This window comes from Oceanospirillum sp., assembly GCF_048265165.1.
In the GTDB taxonomy this organism is placed as follows: Bacteria; Pseudomonadota; Gammaproteobacteria; order Pseudomonadales; family Halomonadaceae; genus Oceanospirillum.
Map to the genome: position 1 here is coordinate 339,321 of NZ_JBLXCD010000001.1, position 18,960 is coordinate 358,280.

Below are 18,960 nucleotides of genomic sequence, written 5' to 3' on the forward strand. Positions count from 1 at the left end.
CTGTGGAATTGCGCCGGAATTTTAGTGGAAGATGCTTTACAGATCAGTGATAAAGCTCAGAAAACCCAGTAAACATAGTAAAGATTTGTAATCTACAGAGGGAGTTACATCAGTTACCTGCCGGGGAAAATAAGCCACCCTCTCATTTATGAAAGGGCCTGGGATAAGCGATACCCGCAGAGAGCCGGGTATCAGATTAGGTTATGTCCGTTACCCAGCTCAATATCCAGAATATCAGCCAATATCTGCTTAATGGCTTCTTCATGCTGAGTCGGAGCTGCCATATGCGGTGTAATCAGGAGGTTTTCCTGTTGCCAGAAAGGGTGCTCTTTTGCCAGGGGTTCATGTTCAAAAACATCCAGCAATGCACCTCGCAGATGCTGAGTCTGTAACTGAACCAACAAAGCGTGCTCATCAATCACACTGCCGCGGCCTACACTAATCACGACCGCCCCACGGGGTAGCTGCATCAGACGATGCTCATTTAATAAATGATAGGTTTCATCCTTTGCAGGCAAAAGATTAACCAGAAACTGACAGCGGGAAAGAAAAGCATCAAGGTCGTCATAGCCATTGACCTGCTCAAAACCAAGGTCTGGTTTCGGGCTTCGGCTCCAGCCTAAAACGCTATAACCCAGTTGGGTTAATTGCTGACCAACAAATACACCCAGAGGGCCAAGGCCGAGGATACCGACTTTTCGGGTTTGTAAGCAGTGCGTCAGCTCTGGCTGCCAAATTTGACGTTTCTGATGATTCTGATAGCGATCAAAGTGCCTGCCAAAGTGAACCATGCCGTAAAGCACATACTCCAGCATCCACTGCCCCATCCCGGCATCCCGTAATTTATAGAGTGGGATATCCAGCGGCAGATCAGGTAGCGTCTCCAATGCATCAATACCAGCACCAAGATTGAAGATCGCACGCAACTGGGTTTGATGAAGAAACAGTTGGTTTTCGGGCTTCCAGACAAGAGCATACTCTGCCTGCCAATCACTCTCTTTTATATCTTCCCATAAGCGGATATCAGCGTAGGGACAAAATTTATGCAAAGCATCAAGATAGAAACCCTGATCTGTCAGTGGGGATGACAATAGGATACGCATCGTAAATCCTTAGCAGGTAGAGCAACATAGTGCCAACCCTGCAGATTCAGCAGCCGGTATCCGTTTCGGCTGCTGCATGAAGTATGTCTTCCAGGTTTCCCATACCCCTGAAAATGAAAGCTGTTTCCTTCCCCTATTGGATCAGCCTAAAACAGCCTGTGGTTAATGGTCAGGATCATAAGTGCTTTTTTTGCTTCGATGCATAAAAGACTTAATATCTTCAAGAATCATATAGTTAACAGGGATCAGAAACAGTGTAATCAGTGTAGCAAACAAAATCCCAAAACCTAAGGAAACCGCCATAGGAATCAGAAATTGCGCTTGCGTTGATTTTTCAAATAACAGCGGGAATAAACCGATAAAGGTTGTCATCGAAGTCAGCATTACAGGGCGGAACCGTTTAGGCGCCGCGCTCATAATCGCCTTATGAAGCCGATCTCCCTGAGCACGCTTCTGATTGACGAAGTCCACCAATACCAGACTGTCATTCACAACAACACCCACCAGGGCAAGAAGCCCCATCAGGCTCATAATAGTCAGAGGCATACCCATGATGGCGTGTCCCAATACCGCACCAATAGCGCCAAAGGGGATCACCGACATCACAATCAATGGCTGGCTGTAGCTACCAAAAGGGATTGCCAGTAACGCATAAATCACAAAAAGAACTAACAGCAAACCAATCTGAAGGGATCCGAATGACTCAGCTTGCTCTTCCGCCTCACCGCGAAGCGTATAAGCAACAGAAGGATACTGCTGCGTTAACTGATCGAGATACTGCTTAAGATCCTGATTCATTACGGTCGTATTGGCCGTCTTTTTGTTCATATCCGCAGTGACATTGATTGTTCGGTAACCATCAATGCGATAGATGGCGGAAGGGCTCTTACCTGGCTTCAGTTCTACCAGATGCGATAGCGGAATACGGGTTCCCGAACTATTTACAACCTCAAGGTCCAGCAGGTCTGCTATAGAGTTACGTGCTTGCTGGGGCAGTCTCAACATAACGACCACTTCTTCCCTGCCCCGCTGAATACTCTGAACCTCCGTACCCAGATAAGCTTTCTGAATCTGCTGCATAATCGTTGAGCGATCCAGTCCAAGCATATACGCCTGAGACTTGAGTTCGACCTGCAACTCCTGCTTACCATCTGCCAGAGAATCGGTGATATCGAACAAACTTGGATAGGTGGCAAGACGCTCTTTGACCTGTTCAGCCACTTCAGACAACACACTAAGATCTGAACCGGAAAGCTCTATATCCACCGGATCACCAACCCTGCCGAACTCCGCCCTGAAAGCAACCGACTCTGCGCCAGGTATTGGGCCGATAAGGTCACGCCACTCATTAACTAACTGTAGGCTGGTAATCTCAGAATCGCGCTCTTCTGCCGGAGTAATTTCAAACCTCACCTGCCCCACATGAGCGTCACCACGAGAGCCCGTCGTTGAAAATATATTCTGAATAACGCTAACACCGGATACAGGGTCACGGTGTTTTTCCTGAAGCACTCGTGCCTGATCGGTCATATTAATAACAAACCGGTCTGTAACGTCAAAAGCGGTCCCTGTGGGCATGGTAAGCGTTACCCGAGCCGTTTCACTGGGCACTTTTGGGAAAAAGGTAAAGCGCATCCATCCTGAGCTGACCGTGGCAAACAGAAGAATGAGTGCTCCGACAGAGAATGCCAGAGCAGTATACCGATAGCGCAACACGCGCTTAAGCGCCGGCCGGTAATAACGCAGAATGAAGCGTTCAAAACCATCCGCAAAACCCTGTTGCCAGCGTTCAAGCCGTGATTGTTTTTCACTGCCCTGACGCAACCGGATATATTTCAGATGCGCAGGAAGGACAAATTTAGACTCAATCAGCGAGAACAACAGTACAGGAATAACAACAGCAGGTATCTGGGAAAAAATAGCGCCCCTGTGCCCACCAATAAAAGCCAGAGGCAAAAAGGCTGCTACCGTCGTTAATACGCCAAAAGTAACAGGTACGGCTACTTCTTTCGTGCCCGCAATCGCAGCATCGAGACCACTATCGGATTTTCTGAGATGACTGTATACATTTTCACCGGTAACAATAGCATCATCCACCACAATCCCCAGCACAAGAATAAAGCCAAATAAACTGGCGATATTCAGGCTGACGCCAAGCAGAGGCAGCAGGATAAAAGCACCCATAAAGCTGATCGGGATACCGATAAAAACCCAGAATGCGATAGCAGGTCTCAGAAAAAGTGTCAGTAGTGCCAGTACCAGTAAGCCCCCTTGCATCGCATTACTCAATAGAGTATTCAGGCGCTTCTTAACAACCTCGGAGTCATCATCCCAATAACTGATTTCGAGACCATCCGGCAAACTATCCTGACGGGAAGCAATATACTCTTTCACCGCATCCGCAACAGCGATAGCACTTTCCTGCCCGGTACGGTAGACATCAACCATGGCTGCAGGCTTACCATTAAAGCGGGTTCTCAGGGGGGACTCTTCAAAACCATCACGAACGGTCGCAATATCACCAAGGCGGATTAAGCCACCATTCCCATCCGCTTTGACAACAATATTCTCAAACTCCCGTTGGGTATAGCGCTGCCCCTTTGAGCTGATCAGCACTTCATTGCCCAGGGTTTTCATATTACCCGCTGAAAGATCCGTTGATTCAGACTCGATGCTCTGCTCAATATCCCCTAAGGTCAGACCATGCTCTTTAAGGTTTCGTGGTGACACTTCAATTGAAACTTCATAGTCACGCACCCCGGCCAGCTCCACCTGAGTCACCCCTGACGCGCGAATAAGATCATCACGCACCTGCTCCGCTGATTGGCGAATTTCACGCTCTGACAGATCACCGGATATTGCAACAGAGATCACTTCACGAATACGTTCAGCCAGGGCCACTGTCGGGCGATCAGCATCAGATGGAAGATTATTGATCGCATCAACCCGTGACTTAATATCAGTTAACAATTCCTTAGGGTCATAGCCATCGGCAATCTCGATACTAACTTGGGTACTACCTTCCGCCGATCGACTGACAATCTCCTCAATACCTTCCAGATCCTGAATACTTTGCTCGATCAGAATCGCAACGCCTTGCTCCATATCCTCCGGGCTGGCACCACGTAAGCTGACGGATACGTTAACCTGGTCAAACTCGATCGATGGAAAAACCTCCAAAGGAACTTTCTTAACCAGAAAGAAAATACCCGCCAATAAGATAGAGATCATCATCAGATTAGCAGCAACATGGTTGCGGGCAAACCAGGCGATCATGGCTGCTGGCCCTCATTTTTTTCAGTAACAGCAACACGGGTACCACTGGTCACCTGACCAAGAGGCGTCAGCACAAGCTGCTCACCGGGCTGCAGGCCACTGCTGACAACAGAATAAACATCATCATGCCAGCTAATGGAAACTTCACGCCTTTTCAGACGTTTCTTCTCAACCACGTAGACATAGCGGCTTTGATAAACAGAGGTATTAGGAATCACAATCACATTTTTAAGCTCTGTTCCGTCGATGGCAACCTCAACCAGGCGACCGACCTGCGGCCAACTCTGTGCTGATTCTTTATTGCCGTCAGAAGATATGCGACCGTCCAGAGTCACCGTCGCCATCAGCTGCTGACTGGCGCTATCCAGCTCAGCAGCAGTCCGCAGAAGCGACCCCTGATATTGCTTTTCCTCATCCTGAACTAAAGCCGGTGGCTCAGTTTCCGGTGACAGATAATCAAGATCACGCTGGTGCAAAGCCACTTCAATTTCTGGTGCTCTATCCGCTATCAGAGTTGCAATTTCACTGCCGGAGCTAATGGCCTGTCCCTCTTCAACGTCAACACTGGCCACCTTGGCTGAGAAAGGAGCTGTAAGGCGTGTGTCCTGCAAAGCGATCTTAGCTAATCGAACGGAGCTGCGGGCACTGGCAACTTTAGCCCGGGCTGCTTTCAGCTGGGGCACTCGTAAAACCCGCTCGTTGGGTTCACCAGGCTGACCGGACAAACTCCAGGCTTGTTTAGCCTGTATCGCCTGAGTCTCTTCATCCGCCAAATTCTGCAGGCTTTCCGTCAAGGAAGCTTCCGCGATTGTCAGCTCCGCCCGGTAACGGGAATCATCAAGCTTGAGCAGCAATTGCCCCTTGTTCAGCTGCCCACCGGTTCTTAATTCAGGCGCGATATAGGTAATCTTACCCGCAGCCTCCGCCACCAAACTGGTACGCTGCCGGGCTAAAACACGTCCGTAGCGTCTAACAATCAGCTGATAATCCTGTGGCTTAATCTTATCAATCTGAACCGCCATTGCGGCAGCCCGCGCTCTTGGTGAACGATCCACTGCCGGAGGGTTAGAGAAAATAAACCAAGCGGCACCTATCATGGCGAATATAACAATGAGAGGTAATAATTTTCTAAGCATCGGAGAACCTGTGCCGGAGCGTCTTTTTAAATATGGTATGTGTTAAAAGGCGTTATGCCCTGATTTTTTTTGATCGCATTCAGCCCTAAAGCGCATCTGAAGACGGAGCCCTATCGGCTAAAAATGCTTGTTCAGATCGGGTATCACCACCTAAAAGCTGGTACAACCGGATACGATTGGAGAGTCTCTGATTATGTAATGTCAGTAACTGAGCCTCAGAATCAAGCATACTTTTCTGTACCGCAAGCAGGCTATCCAGATCCGTTAATCCCAGCTGATACTGGCTCAAGGCCAGCGTTGTGGTATTACGGGCGGTCTCCAGGTCCTCTGACGCCAGCTGATAACGGTGCGCCAGGGTTGTCTCCTGCATCAATACATTTTCAACATCGGCGAACGTCGAAAAAACAGTTTGCAGATATAGCTTTTCCTGCTGTTCAACATTCGCAGCGGCCTGATCCTCGGCGGCAGCAAGTTTACCGGCATTGAAAAGTGGTTGTGTCAGACTGGCCATCAGGTTCCAGTCAATGCTCTGATCGACAGAGGCAGACAGTGACAAACTGGGGAAGCGCTCACGGTTTGCAGCAGCAAGCCCGGCATCGGCTGCCAATAATGTCAGCCAGTATGACTGCAGTGCCGGTGAACGGGTAATAAGCTCTGAGGGCAGAATTTCAGTCTTTAATGCGGGCAATTCAGGTAACTCTAACCCTTCTTCGTTCAATAGCCTGCCATCGGGGTAACGACCAAGAAAAACCTGCAGAGCCCGAACCTGCTCCGTCACAATCTGCTCCTGGGATGTCATATTATCTCTTTCATCCTGCAGACTTTGCCTTGCACTATAAAGCTCATCAATCTCTTTCAGACCATTCTGATAACCTTGCTCAACAACTTTAAGGGCATTGATCAGCGTATCTTCCCGGCGTTTGTAGAGCTTAAGGAGTTTTTTCTGAGTAATAAGATTGTACCAACCCTCTGCAACATCAGCGCTCAGATCGAGGGCTGCGCCTGAGAAGCTGGCTCTTGCCGCTGCATAGTTAAGGCTGGCTTCTTGCTCACGGGCGCTGAGCTTACCCCATAGATCCAATTCAAAACCTGCGTTCAGTTTGACACTCTCACTACTGGATCGGTTATCACCGGTCTGGCTCTCACTGATACTGCCTGTCAGGTCCAGGGTTGGATACAGAGCAGATTCGGACTGAATCTGTCCGGCTCCGGCACTCGCTACCTTAGCAGCCTCTGCTGCGAGAGAAGCATTACTGGAAAGTACACGTTCCACCAATAAAGCCAGGGAAGGATCATTAAAATTTTTGACCCAACGTGTTTGAGCGGTTGTCGCCAACAATGGTGAATAGAGCTGATTCTGTGTGTTTTTGTCGGCAAGAAACAGGCTCTCCGGCGAAGAGCCCGCTTCATCTATAACAGATTGCCACTGGGCGGGAATACCCAGTGCCTGAGGATCAGGCGTGCTCCGCCCTTCATAAGCACTACATCCAGACAGAGCTAACAGAAAAACAAAAGCAGAGGTTTTTATATTAAAGTCTGGGGCAGCGTCTGCTGTATTCTGTGTATCGTTAATATTTACGTTGGAATCGGACACCACAATGCTCTTTTTAAACCGTTCTGTTTGTATGACGTATGTCAGCCAGCATAGACCGCCGGACAACTTAATAAGTTCATCAAGATTAAATCAATACGCTTTTTCTGGATACGTCTAAGGCACTGAAATGGTTTAAAGTTATGTAAAGTGTGGGCATAAAAGAGGAGAAATAGCTCGGAGTATGACACCCAAGTCAGCAAGCTGAGCCAGCGCAATAATCCAACACAGAGATGGTAACCCGGCTTACGAAATATCGTCCCTACCCCACAAATCCCTCAGGGGCTGGGTTGTCTGACTCAGCTTATGTTGAGCCCTCAGACTCAGCTTACCTTTGTAGCGCTCAAATAGTGCTCAAAGTATCGCTGGGTTTGAGGGTATCACTGGTTTTATGGCATCTTAAGCGCTTCAGGGGAAACAATAATGCCGTTGTTGTCAGCATAAACGTATTCACCCGAACGGAAAGTAACGCCGCCAAATGTAACGTCAAGGCCTTCTTCGCCTATGCCTTTTTTCAGGCTCTTCATCGGGTGAGAACCCAGCGCCTGAACGCCCAGTTCCAACTCAGCCAGAACATCCACATCACGAACGCAGCCATACATGATGATACCCGACCAACCGTTTTTGACAGCTTTCTCAGCCAGCATATCGCCTAACATAGCGCAACGAAATGAACCACCAGCATCAACCACCATGACCTTACCTTCACCGGGTTGATCCACCAGCTCTTTCACTTTTGAATTATCTTCGAAGCACTTAACGGTCACTATCTGACCAAAAAAAGATGCAACACCACCGTAATTAGCAAAACCCGGATCAACAGCCTGTACAAGGTCCGGGTTTTCATCACACAGATCAGGGGTAACCCAATTCATTTTTTATACTCCATTCTGGATATGACAGTTGGTCCGCCATCGGATGTGGTCAGACCATGAGTGCCATCACACTGTCTTGATATAACCGCCTGCCATCTCTGAGGTGGTGGATTCCTGTGCCGGGAACCCATCAGCCAGACCAGAGAACAGTGGTCATTTTCAGGGGCAAGCCCCACCGCACTATTGTCACACAGGGTGAATACAAGATCACTGAGCAAAAAGTTCTAGCAGAACCACTGTAATTTTTACCGGTGAATCAAGAGGTTATTAATCGGTGATAGAAGGGTTCGACCAGGCTTATTTTGCTAAACATATTGGTTTTGTCATCCAAGGGCACTATCATTCGTAGCTTATTTACCAGCCCAGATATGATTCCATGCTACAGAACCTAGAACTGCTGAAACAACTTAAAAACGATCTTCAGGAGTCTGCTCCCCGCATTGAGGGGCAGATTAAAGCCACAGAAAAGAGCTATGGCTTTTTGGAGACAGATAAGGGCAAGAGTTACTTTGTTCCGCCACCAGAAATGCGTAAAGTGCTGCACGGCGACCGCGTACAGGCCCGCTTGGTCAGCAACGATGGCAAGGAATCCGCCGAACTGGAAAGCCTTTCAGAAAGCGCTCTGATTCGCTTTATTGGCCGAGTTTGCTTCTTTAAGAATAAACTTCAGGTTATGCCTGAGCACCACTTACTGAACCGTGCACTCAATGCCAACATCCAGCCCCCCCTGACGAAAGATCAGTTCAGCGAAGGTGATTGGGTTGTCGCTTTACTGGAAAAGCATGCCCTTCGGGACGGTAAATTCCAAACCGAGATTATTCAGCGCATCGCATCATCCGATGATAAAAATTTGCCCTGGCTGATAAGTCTTGCGCGGCATAAGCTGTCAGCCGATGCGCCTGTTACCGAAGCGCCCTTTGAGCTTCAGCCCGAAGCCCTGCCCCGCACTGACCTGACAGACCTACCTCTGGTGACCATCGACAGTCCAAGCACCCGAGATATGGATGATGCCATTCATGCTGAGACCAATTCTAATGGCTGGCGGCTTACTGTCGCCATAGCTGATCCATCAGCTTATGTTGCTGCAGATTCAGATGTTGACCAGGTCGCGAAAGAGCGCGGTTATACGACTTATCTTCCGGGCCGCAACATCCCAATGCTACCCAGAACTCTCAGTGACGAACTTTGTTCACTGCAACCGAATGAAAAGCGCCCGGCACTTTGCTGCCAAATTCAGATCAATCAGGCTGGCACACCTGAAGGTGAACCAGAATTCTTCACCGCCTGGATCAGTTCAAAAGCGAAATTAAGTTACGATGAGGTTTCGAACTGGCTGGAACTGGCTGAAGAACTCCAGCAGTCGCCGGAAGTTAATGCGCTGATAACCCCATCATTGAAAGCTCTGAGCGAAGTTGCAGAAGCCAGTGTTAAATGGCGTGCTGAAAATGCTGTTGTTTTCAAAGATCGCCCGGATTATCGCTTTAAACTGGATAACGAAGGTCAGGTGACCGCTATTATTGCCGAACAGCGTCGTTCAGCCCATAAAGTGGTTGAAGAGACGATGATACTGGCCAATATCAGTGCTGCACGTTTTCTCTCTACCCATAACACCGGCATCTACAACACCCATATAGGCTTTGAGCCTGAGAAAATTGCAGACGTGGTCGCTATTGCTAACGAACAAGGCTACGAGGCTGATGCCGAAACCCTGGGGTCACTCGGTGGTTATGCAGCATTTCGCCGCACCCTGATCAGTGAAGGCAATGACTGGCTTGATGCTCGTCTGCGACGCTTCCAGGGCTATGTGCACACCCACAATCAGCCAGCCCCACATTATGGAATGGGACTGGAAGGTTATGCCACCTGGACCTCTCCCATCCGCAAATACAGTGATATGGTCAACCACCGCCTGATCAAGCAGATTCTGGCCGGAGAAGCACCACAACAACTGGATGAATCCCTCGGTGAGCTGATGGATCAGCAGCGTCAATCCAGCCGCCTGGCCGAGCGAGATACCTGCCATTGGCTCTATACACGCTTTCTGAAACCTGCTGTTGAGGAGCAGACCGTGTTTGAAGGTGAGATCTTTGATATCAGCCGCGGCGGTATGCGGGTTCGCCTGCTGGAAAATGGTGCGGCACCTTTTATACCGGGCAGCATGATCCATAAAGATCGCAAGGCGATGACAATGGATAACAATTCGGGGCAGGTGATTATCGAAGGTGTAACCCGCTATCGCTTAGGCGACCAGGTCAAAGTCCAGTTAATTAAAGTGGACGAGGAACGACGCAGCCTGATCGCCAAACCGATTCAGGAAGAAACCGCAAAGCCAAAAGACTAACAACACCCTCAGAACGGATACTGCAGAGGACCTAGAATCCTATCAGGTCTTCTGCAGGCCAGCATTAGCGACACCCGAACCATGAGCTGGGTCTTGTATTTCGCCAAAAAGCCTTCAATAACCAAGTACAATACTCAGAATTGACCTCCGTCTTAAATATCAATAAAATCTAATATTAAAGATATCCAACTAAGTCATAAAAGAGAACTGACTATGTTACCAAAAAAATACTTACCTTTTGTTGCGCCTTTTATGATGTCCATTCTGATGGTTTTCATCATGACAGCTGTGATTACGGCCTTTAACACCGGCATAGACCAAGGCTTCCCATCACGCTGGGGCCAGGCTTTTGTTGTTGCCTGGCCGATTGCCTTCAGCATCATTTTTATCATGGGTAAGCGGGTACAAGCCCTTGCTGCTAAAATCTGCAATAAAGAACCTATGCAGAAAATAACCGCGACAGAAGATATCTGAAGTAACGCAATAACAGGTTATCAACTGATATGGGTTGCTCCCGCTTTCGACTTCAGATCATGTAGTCTGCCAGCTCCAGGCGCTGCCCGGTGCTAGCCTTCTGACTTTCCGGCAAGAGATCTATGCTGGGCCATAGTCCGCTGGTCAGGGCCTCCCGGTAGGGTGTATTCAGTCCCGCATCCGTCATAGCCTGCTGGCTGGTCTCTGCCGGATATGAAAGCCGGTGCCAGCTAACCTTAATGGCATCCGGCCCCGGTGTTATCAACATATACCAGCTGTTAGCTGTACCATCATTTGCAGGCATGCCTATCACACCGGCATTTAACCAGTGCCGGTCACCAGTACGCCGGGCAAAAGGAATTCCGCAGTGACCACCAATCACGACATCGGCATCCGTCATCGCCATCTCTTCTTCCAACAACGAGGCATCACTGTCAGCAAAGATAAAGCGGTTAATCTGTTCAATGCCGCCATGTATCACATGAAAACTTCGACCCTGCAATGTAAAACGGATATTACGGGGTAGTTGCCCCATCCACCGACGGGCATCGTCATTGACCTGCTTAAGCGCATAGTTATACCAGCTGATAGAAAGTAACGAACAGGTGCTACCCTCATCAAAACCGCAACCACAGTCCAGTGCCCCTTCCGCTATGGATTCTTCACAGTTTCCCATGACCACCGGAATTCCCCAACGCTGAATACGGTCTGTCGTTTCTGCCGCATCAGCACAGTAAGCGATGATATCACCGGTACATATGACCTGTTGCGGCGGAATATTTTGCTGTTGTGCCACCTGCTCTATCGCCTCGGTGGCGGCTAAATTACTGTAAGGGCCGCCAAAAATAAGTATCGGAGAGGCCTCTGATGCCATCTCATCCAGGCAACCCAGATCTAAAGAGTTTACCGTCCCCAGGAAGTTTTTTATTGTCATTATCCTACCTCTTCCGTTGTCTGCAGGTTATGTTTCGGCAGTGTGGAGCCAGACAATTTATCGCCTAACCAAAAGAACCCACAGCCACCGATTAATACTGTTAAGGAGATCCAAAGCAACTTGGTATACTTATGGGACTCACCCAGCAGGTTAGTGTAGCCAGAGGATTCCGTAAAGTAGAGTCCTGCTCCCACCAACGCCAGAACAAAGCTCCCCAGATAACTGGCCACCGGTATCGACTGTCGGTTTCCCCACAAACTAAAGAAAATAACCGGGGCAAGGTACATAGATGCCGTACCACTAACGGCTACAGCACTGAACAGATCTTTATTACCGAGAAAAACCAAGGCGACGCCCAACAGCATAAAAATTGCCATGGCAGCCCGCCCATTCTTCAAGCTGGCACCGGTTAGCTTCATATCCACGATAGCAAGCTTGGCAGAACTTGACAGGGCACTATCCAGGGTAGACATCGCAGAGATAATCAAAGAAGCACTGAAGAGCAACATCGGCAACTCGCCCAGAATCCGGCTCAGGGCCTGATGCAGGTTTTCACCAGAGATAGCGTGGGCTCCGGCCATCACCCCCAACAAACCAAATAGAAGAATACAGACAATGCTGATCCAGCCGGCATGAACAAAGCTGCGACGGGTGGTATCGCGGTCGGCGAGAAAGCCACGATCCATCATCACCGGATCATGCATCGGGTAGCTCCAGACCTGTAGTAAGGCCACCACAAGCAGAACAGGGCCTGGTTCCGATAGCTCAAACGGCTTAAAGGTAAAAAGCTCAGCGTTCAGGTTACCGCTACTGAAAGCACTGACCATTAACAAGGCTAATACCACCAGAAAAATAAGCATCTGTAACAAATCGGTCTTAAGCGAAGCGTGTAGCCCACCCATCATGGAGTAAGTCAGTGTCAGCAAAGCGATGGCAATAATGCCTATGGTATACGCCTGACTTCCGGCGACACCAAACAACAGACCAATCACCAGCAAGTTAGCAAAAACCTCACTGACCAGGCGCACTCCAATGACGGTGTTGTAACAACGAGTACCAGCTTTGCCAAAACGATCCGCCAAAAAAGCCTGAACGCTATGATAGCCACGCTCAAATCTCAGGTGATCAATAATTCTGCCACCGGTAAAGAAGGAAAGGTAATAAGCGCCATAAGCCAACGTCCCCCAAATCCCATAATAGAATCCGAGAATAGCAGCGTTCATGAGAGAACGTGCAAAAATCCAGGTGGTAACCTGGGAAAAGATTAACGTTATCAGCCCCGGGGCACGACCATCAGCAGAGAGCCCCTGAAAAAAGCCCTCCACCGTTTTGGCTTTGGGAGACAAGAGAACGGAAAACACAGCAACAATTAAAACAATGGCGATTAATGGATTATCCATTAGGGGTTCCTTTTTGTTATCAGACGGGAAGCTTAAGCTCATCGCTGATAACTTATACGCATCTCATTAGATTCAGGATTCATCCGCCCCTTTGCCGGGCAGCTCAGGGGCAGCAGACAGTCTGACACTGTCAGCGCATCCTAGAGACGTAAAAAGTAAGATTATTTGCTCTGCAAACCATCGTCAAAAGCCTGCATCAGCTGACCAGATATGGCAAAACTGCCCGGTTTTAATGGAAATTCATCAAGCCTGCCCCATCTGGCTTCAACAATCTCATGGCCATCTACTTTGATATCACCGCTATCATAATCACAGATAAAGCCCAGCATCAGCGAATGGGGAAAAGGCCAACTTTGGCTTGAGTGATAACGGATATTTTTTACGGCAACGCCCACCTCTTCAAAAATTTCACGGGATACAGCCTGCTCCACACTCTCACCGGGCTCAATAAAGCCAGCGATACAGCTGAAATAGTCAGCCTTAAAGCTAGCGTTCCGGGCCAGCAGCACCTCATCACCCCGGGTGATTAATGCAATAATACAGGGGTTGATACGTGGGTATTGCCGATAACCGCAACTGTCGCAGCACATAGCATTTTCAGATGGATGCATACGGGCTTTGGAGCCACAGCGGCTGCAATAGTTATGATCCTGCTCCCAGGTCAATAACTGGCTCCCTGAAGCGATCAATTCAAAGTCACTCTGATCCAATTGGGGTAGCAATGCCCGAAAGCTGAATCGCTTGAATTCTCCATTAAATTGCTCCGACCAGAATTGCCACTCAGAACTGCGGGCACAATAAACAGGAAGACCATGCCGATGTGCAATATAACGCCACTGGACATCCGGCAGCAGGCTTTCGCGCTGCCAAAAAGGCAGTAACGATGCAATAGTGTGTAATGGCTCAGCGGCTGCATCCGTAACCAGATCATTACCGGTAAAGAGAATCAGATAACTCTCTGCAGGTAGTTCCAGGGTGCTACAAAAACGTTCTACTTGCATAAAGACTCCGGTTTGAGAGAGGAATAGCTTATCTGACCTTAAGCCATGGGTTTATGGTAACAATGGGTTTATAATGCCGCGACATTTCGTTTATAGGTGCATTATGAAAGTTTGTGGTGTTGAACTAAAGGGCAGCGAAGCACTTATTTGTCTGCTCTCCAAATCCGGTGACTTGTTTGATATTCCTGACTGCCGCCAAATTCGTTTTACGCTGAAAGACAGTGATGATCAGCAACAAATGCGTTATTTCCAGCAGTCTTTTGCTAAGTTGCTGGAAGATTATAAAATTGAGCGTGTTGTTATCCGGCAACGTCCCCACAAAGGCAAATTTGCCGGTGGTGCCGTTGGCTTTAAAATAGAAGGTGCACTTCAGGCATTGCCCCAGGTTGATGTTCAGATTATGACGCCGAGCCAGATCAAAGAACAGTTAAAGAAAACGCCAATGCCTGTGGATTTCCGCGAAACCGGCCTGAAGCAGTTTCAGGAACCCGCCTTTACCACGGCATTTGCCTATTTAAGCAACCCACTCGTCCATAAGAGTGCGGCAGTATCAGACGTTAAGTATGATGTCGCTGAGGAATCAGAAGCCGTTGCACCTGATACGGAAGAAAAGTCTGTGGCACCGAATCCCTGGAACCGTTAAACAAGCGGCACCAATGAGATAAAAAGTCTGGTTGAGACAAAAAAGCCCGGTGTCATCCGACACCGGGCTTTCTGATATTGCCGCTGACAACAGATCAAAATTTAATTGATCAAAGGCCAGAAACTCTTCCCTTAACCTGCAATTTCAGCTGCAACAACAGACATTTCCACCAACAGCTCAGGGCGAGCCATACGAGCCTCAACACAAGCACGAGCCGGAGCAGCACCTTCAGGAACCCAGGCATCCCAAACGTCATTCATCGCGGCAAAATCTTTCATATCACGCACATAGATAGTAACCGATAGCATGTGCTGTTTATCAGAGCCAGCCTGAATCAGCAGCTTTTCAATTTTCTCCAGTGTTGTGCGGGTTTGCTCTTTGATATCGGCATTTGCATCAGCAGCAACCTGACCACACAGATAGACAGTACCGTTATGCTTAACGATACGACTCATACGCTGACCTACTTCCAGACGTTCAATCGTCATTGAAAACCTCATAAATACAGTTCGATAGTGAATCTGAGCATTTTAACAGAAGAGGTGGCAATAATTTATTTAAAAGTTGATCTTCTAAAGAAATAAACACTGCAGGATCAACCCTATTCAGTGCATTTACCCTCAATCATAAATCTCAGGGTTTCTGAGCGAATCGAGTCGTAATTAAAAGATGCAATATGCCCTCCCCGGCTTTCTAGCCAGCAGACAGCACCTTTTTTTCCAGCAGCTAAAGCTTTAAATACTGAGCGACCATGAGAATAAGGGATTACCTGATCGTCCTTGCTATGCATTACAAGAGTTGGAACCGAGATAGACTCAGCCAAATCGACCGGGTCCCACCTTCCGGGCACAAAGATGGTAAAGGGATAGATAAACCAAGCCATAAAGTTTTTACGGGTAACCTCGCGCGCAATCTTCCCAAAGCCTTCAAACGGCGCATCAAGTACCAGCCCATCAATCTCATAAAAACCTTCCGCTTTAGCAACAAAGTTAACCGCCAGACTGGCACCAATGCTCTGTCCGAGGATAAAAAAGCGTTTTTCAGGGTAGTGATGCTTAACCCAACGGGTTGCGGCTTCAATGTCCTGAAAAACATCCGGCAAAGAAGTCTCACCCTGTGATGCACCAAAACCACGATAGTCCAGCGCTAAGACATCCACACCTTCCTGAGTAAGCCAGTAGATGCTGTGACTGTGGGTACTGATATTTTGTGCGTTACCGTGCAGATACAGTACAACTATATTGGCTGATGAATTTTGAGCCGGCAGCCACCAACTGTGTAAGCGGGTGCCATCAGCTGCCGTAAGGATAATATTTTTATAGGGTTGCTCTACATCTTCCGGAGTGGAGAGCCAAATACTTTGCGGGTAAAAAAAATAGGATGTGGTTCCCGAACACCCAGTCATCAGTACCATCAAAACTGTACACAGTAAAAACCGCCTAAATAAAGAACCCCATTGGCACCTCTTTAATACTTCCGTAAGCGTTTTATTAACAGAGACCACTGCAGCTCCTTAGCTAAAACATCAGCATCACAGGTCTATGGAGTCTATCTAATAGTACCAGTTGATACCTGCTGAAACTTCAGACTGATCAAGGCGAATATTATTCTGTTCAGATTGAGAGCCCTTTGCACTTACTCTAAGCTGCCAATCAGACGCAACCTTATAGCCCAGATCCGCAGTCAAAGAGCGCCGCCTGGTTTGATCACCAAAGCTAAGCTCCTGAAAATTAGCTTCAATCTGTGCCTGATACTTACCCTGCTGCAAAAGCCAGCCGAATCTTGGGCCAATACTCAACTGATGGTCTTTTTCAAACTGGTTATCTGCCAGAAGCTGAACCTCAGCCAAACCGTAAAAGCGACCTATATCGGTAAGATAAGCCCGACCAAAAGCAACTTTCAGATAGCCATAAAGATCACCCAACCCTCCATCAGGTCTTTCAAATCCGGTCGTCACAGCCCAGGCAACCGGGCTTTGAAAATAGGTCTGGTGACTGAGAGACAGAACATCGATCAAAATGAATTGGTTTAATTCAATATCTCCATCATCCTGTGCCCGCATATTGAGCAGGCCCATTTGTATCTGCGAACCCGGAACATAACCTTCGGGAAGATCCATAATATTGTGATAGGCCAGTCTAAGACGAAGATCAATAAACTCAGCATCGCCCTGATCTCCTGATGTATTCCCGCCCCATAGGGCAAGCCTTGAACTCAGGTGCCCTTCATCATCACGAATCGCCGGTGCCGGAGGTTCTGCATAGCCGGCATCAACCGCTCTTTTAGCCCGGGCAGATAACAGCTTAATTGTTCGTTTGCGAAGTTCAGGATTATCTTTTTTCTTTTTGATCGCCAGATAGCGGGCGTAAGCATGGGCAAGTTCCAACGCCCGAACCTGCTCCTGCTTATTAAGTCCTGTCAGTAAAAGCTCGACCTCAGTATCAGTATCAACAAGATCCCGGGCAACCTTAAGAACCTTATCACCGGTTTGATTGCTCTTATATTCAAGCGCGGAAGCCGCAGATGCCCGATAGTGGGTCTCTTCAACCAGGTTTGCTTCCTGTAAAACACGGATCGTATCCACCGGGATAGCAGTGAACGTAAAATATTGCGTTAAATCGATCCGCTCTGAACTGGCATCCAAAAGAGCCAGAAGGCGATAAGAACAGTTTTCATCAAAAAAATAGTAATCAAAGTAGGTATCTTTAGTTTCCCATACGTGTCGAACAAACTGATCCACTTCAGGCTTCGTCAGATTCAGCCGGTACTCCCAGATATCCCGATACTCCATGTGTTGGTATTCATTGGTTTTTTCATAATACGGCATAACAGACACAACGCCGGGATAACCACCCGTCAAACCTTTATAGCTGAAAACCAGTTCGTTATCGCTCGGATCTGCATTAGCGGCAAAGTTGACACTATAAGAGAGTAATTTACTACGGGACTCATCCTTCCTGTCCATCCGAATCAAAGTGTGTCCATACATTGATGAAGGTGAGTTGATATGGGAGGCGGGAAATATCAGTGTAAGCTTATGGGCATCAATTTTATTCTTCCACAGCTCAAATTCAGAACATGATTGATCCTTGAACTCAATACCAGGCAGCTGCTGCTTAACCCAGGCATACCTGGCTGGGAAGCGACACTGGGCAGACATATTATCCGGCATATTGTCTTTCAGAAACGCAGCAACATCAGCCTTTAACTCAGCATGAAGGCTCTTCTTTCCGTTTTTAGCCAGAAAAAAAGCATCCGTGTCATTTTGACTAAGATGACGAAAAGTATAGGGGTGACGGCGATGGTGCAGCAGGTGTGCCCATTGCTTTTTTTCAGCAACTGCGGCCAATGTCCTGTTATCGGGCATATCTGCAGCCCTGACCTGAAAGCTCAGTGACAGGACGACAAATGCCAGAAGGCTAAAAAAACCTGACCGACGCATAAAGAACAACACTCCTTACCCAATCACAAGAATATTCAGACAATAAAAAAGCGCGCCTAAGCGCGCTTTATATAGATCAACTGCGAGCAGTCAATTAACCCAGATACTTCTGCAGAGAAGCATCTTTTGCCATGGCTGCTTTCATTGCTTCGAAAGCAGAACCAGACGTGCCTTCAGCGGCAAAGATGTTGTCAAAGTTAGACTGTACGGCACTGTTAAAGGCTACGGTGTCCTGAGCCTGAATACCCATAACCTCAGCCAGAGCAGCCAGAGACTCACCCTGACCTTTAGCTGCGTCAGCAGCTAATTGATCCATATTGTTATCAATAAAAGCCAGACTCAGCTGAAGTGGGCCATTAGCATCCTGACAACCCAAAGTGCCGGATGTCATACCAAATGTCTGGTTACCGGAAGTAGCGTTCGTAGTCGCAGCCAATACATGCTCATGCCACTTGGAAGCATCCGGGAAAAGAACTTCAGAACCCAAACCACAACCCGCAGGGCCATGATTACCGGCAGCAAATGCCATGGAGGAAGAAGTCAGAAGAATCGCGCCTGCAATAAGCTTTTTCATGGACAAGTCCTTGTATCTTTGTTGTACGTTTAAAATAAACTCCAGCAGCCAATATTTGACTGAGCAGTTACAAATTACTTTTTTAAGCGAGGCATGTCCAGAAGATAAACCGGTTAATGCCTGTGAAATTTCAGCCTATCTTTCTGATAGTTATAGTAAAAATAGATGAC

Annotated in this window: 15 protein-coding genes; 3 read left to right on the top strand and 12 right to left on the bottom strand. The window is 48.0% G+C overall.

The window, feature by feature from the left end; translation table 11 throughout:
• Nucleotides 1-191: 191 nt before the first annotated feature.
• The 5 genes from ACN0R8_RS01420 to rraA form a co-directional block, all read right to left on the bottom strand.
• Nucleotides 192-1,103, bottom strand: a complete 912-nt coding sequence (locus ACN0R8_RS01420) for a 2-hydroxyacid dehydrogenase (RefSeq protein WP_417594334.1) — start codon at nt 1,101-1,103, stop codon at nt 192-194.
• 162 nt (nt 1,104-1,265) lie between these two features.
• Nucleotides 1,266-4,379, bottom strand: coding sequence for an efflux RND transporter permease subunit (locus ACN0R8_RS01425; protein ID WP_417594336.1), 3,114 nt, complete (start codon nt 4,377-4,379; stop codon nt 1,266-1,268).
• Nucleotides 4,376-5,515, bottom strand: coding sequence for an efflux RND transporter periplasmic adaptor subunit (locus tag ACN0R8_RS01430; RefSeq protein WP_417594338.1), 1,140 nt, complete (start codon nt 5,513-5,515; stop codon nt 4,376-4,378). Before ACN0R8_RS01430 ends, ACN0R8_RS01425 begins: the two co-directional genes overlap by 4 nt.
• 85 nt (nt 5,516-5,600) lie before the next feature.
• Nucleotides 5,601-7,109: a TolC family protein gene (locus tag ACN0R8_RS01435; protein ID WP_417594340.1), complete on the bottom strand. Its 1,509-nt coding sequence runs from the start codon at nt 7,107-7,109 to the stop codon at nt 5,601-5,603.
• A gap of 386 nt (nt 7,110-7,495) precedes the next feature.
• Entirely contained in the window at nt 7,496-7,981 is a 486-nt protein-coding gene (rraA, locus tag ACN0R8_RS01440; RefSeq protein ID WP_417594342.1) for a ribonuclease E activity regulator RraA, read from the bottom strand.
• 376 nt (nt 7,982-8,357) lie between these two features.
• On the opposite strand from rraA, the gene ACN0R8_RS01445 reads away from it, so the two are divergent.
• Entirely contained in the window at nt 8,358-10,322 is a 1,965-nt protein-coding gene (locus ACN0R8_RS01445; protein ID WP_417594344.1) for an exoribonuclease II, read from the top strand.
• A gap of 213 nt (nt 10,323-10,535) precedes the next feature.
• Nucleotides 10,536-10,796 (top strand): DUF2798 domain-containing protein, encoded by a 261-nt coding sequence (locus ACN0R8_RS01450; RefSeq protein WP_417594346.1) that lies wholly within the window; start codon nt 10,536-10,538, stop codon nt 10,794-10,796.
• Between the two features lie 52 nt (nt 10,797-10,848).
• On the opposite strand, the gene ACN0R8_RS01455 is transcribed toward ACN0R8_RS01450, so the two are convergent.
• The 3 genes from ACN0R8_RS01455 to nudC all read right to left on the bottom strand — a co-directional run bounded on the left by ACN0R8_RS01455 (nt 10,849) and on the right by nudC (nt 14,131).
• On the bottom strand, nt 10,849-11,730 hold the full coding sequence (locus ACN0R8_RS01455; RefSeq protein ID WP_417594348.1) for a metallophosphoesterase family protein: 882 nt from the start codon (nt 11,728-11,730) through the stop codon (nt 10,849-10,851).
• Nucleotides 11,730-13,130 (bottom strand): sodium:solute symporter family transporter, encoded by a 1,401-nt coding sequence (locus ACN0R8_RS01460; RefSeq protein ID WP_417594350.1) that lies wholly within the window; start codon nt 13,128-13,130, stop codon nt 11,730-11,732. The genes ACN0R8_RS01455 and ACN0R8_RS01460 overlap by 1 nt, the downstream gene beginning before the upstream one ends.
• 161 nt (nt 13,131-13,291) lie before the next feature.
• On the bottom strand, nt 13,292-14,131 hold the full coding sequence (gene nudC, locus ACN0R8_RS01465) for an NAD(+) diphosphatase (protein WP_417594352.1): 840 nt from the start codon (nt 14,129-14,131) through the stop codon (nt 13,292-13,294).
• Between the two features lie 103 nt (nt 14,132-14,234).
• Between nudC and ACN0R8_RS01470 the strand changes: the two genes are divergently transcribed.
• Nucleotides 14,235-14,774, top strand: a complete 540-nt coding sequence (locus ACN0R8_RS01470) for a DUF3010 family protein (protein WP_417594354.1) — start codon at nt 14,235-14,237, stop codon at nt 14,772-14,774.
• A 131-nt stretch (nt 14,775-14,905) separates the two neighbouring features.
• On the opposite strand, the gene ACN0R8_RS01475 is transcribed toward ACN0R8_RS01470, so the two are convergent.
• From ACN0R8_RS01475 to ACN0R8_RS01490, 4 genes are all read right to left on the bottom strand, one after another.
• Entirely contained in the window at nt 14,906-15,262 is a 357-nt protein-coding gene (locus ACN0R8_RS01475) for a RidA family protein (protein ID WP_417594356.1), read from the bottom strand.
• Between the two features lie 113 nt (nt 15,263-15,375).
• A complete protein-coding gene (locus ACN0R8_RS01480) occupies nt 15,376-16,188 on the bottom strand; it encodes an alpha/beta hydrolase (RefSeq protein ID WP_417594358.1) in 813 nt (270 codons plus the stop codon).
• 138 nt (nt 16,189-16,326) lie between these two features.
• A complete protein-coding gene (locus tag ACN0R8_RS01485) occupies nt 16,327-18,216 on the bottom strand; it encodes a DUF4105 domain-containing protein (protein WP_417594360.1) in 1,890 nt (629 codons plus the stop codon).
• Nucleotides 18,217-18,310: 94 nt separating this feature from the next.
• A complete protein-coding gene (locus ACN0R8_RS01490; protein WP_417594362.1) occupies nt 18,311-18,790 on the bottom strand; it encodes a DUF3015 family protein in 480 nt (159 codons plus the stop codon).
• Nucleotides 18,791-18,960 lie beyond the last annotated feature (170 nt).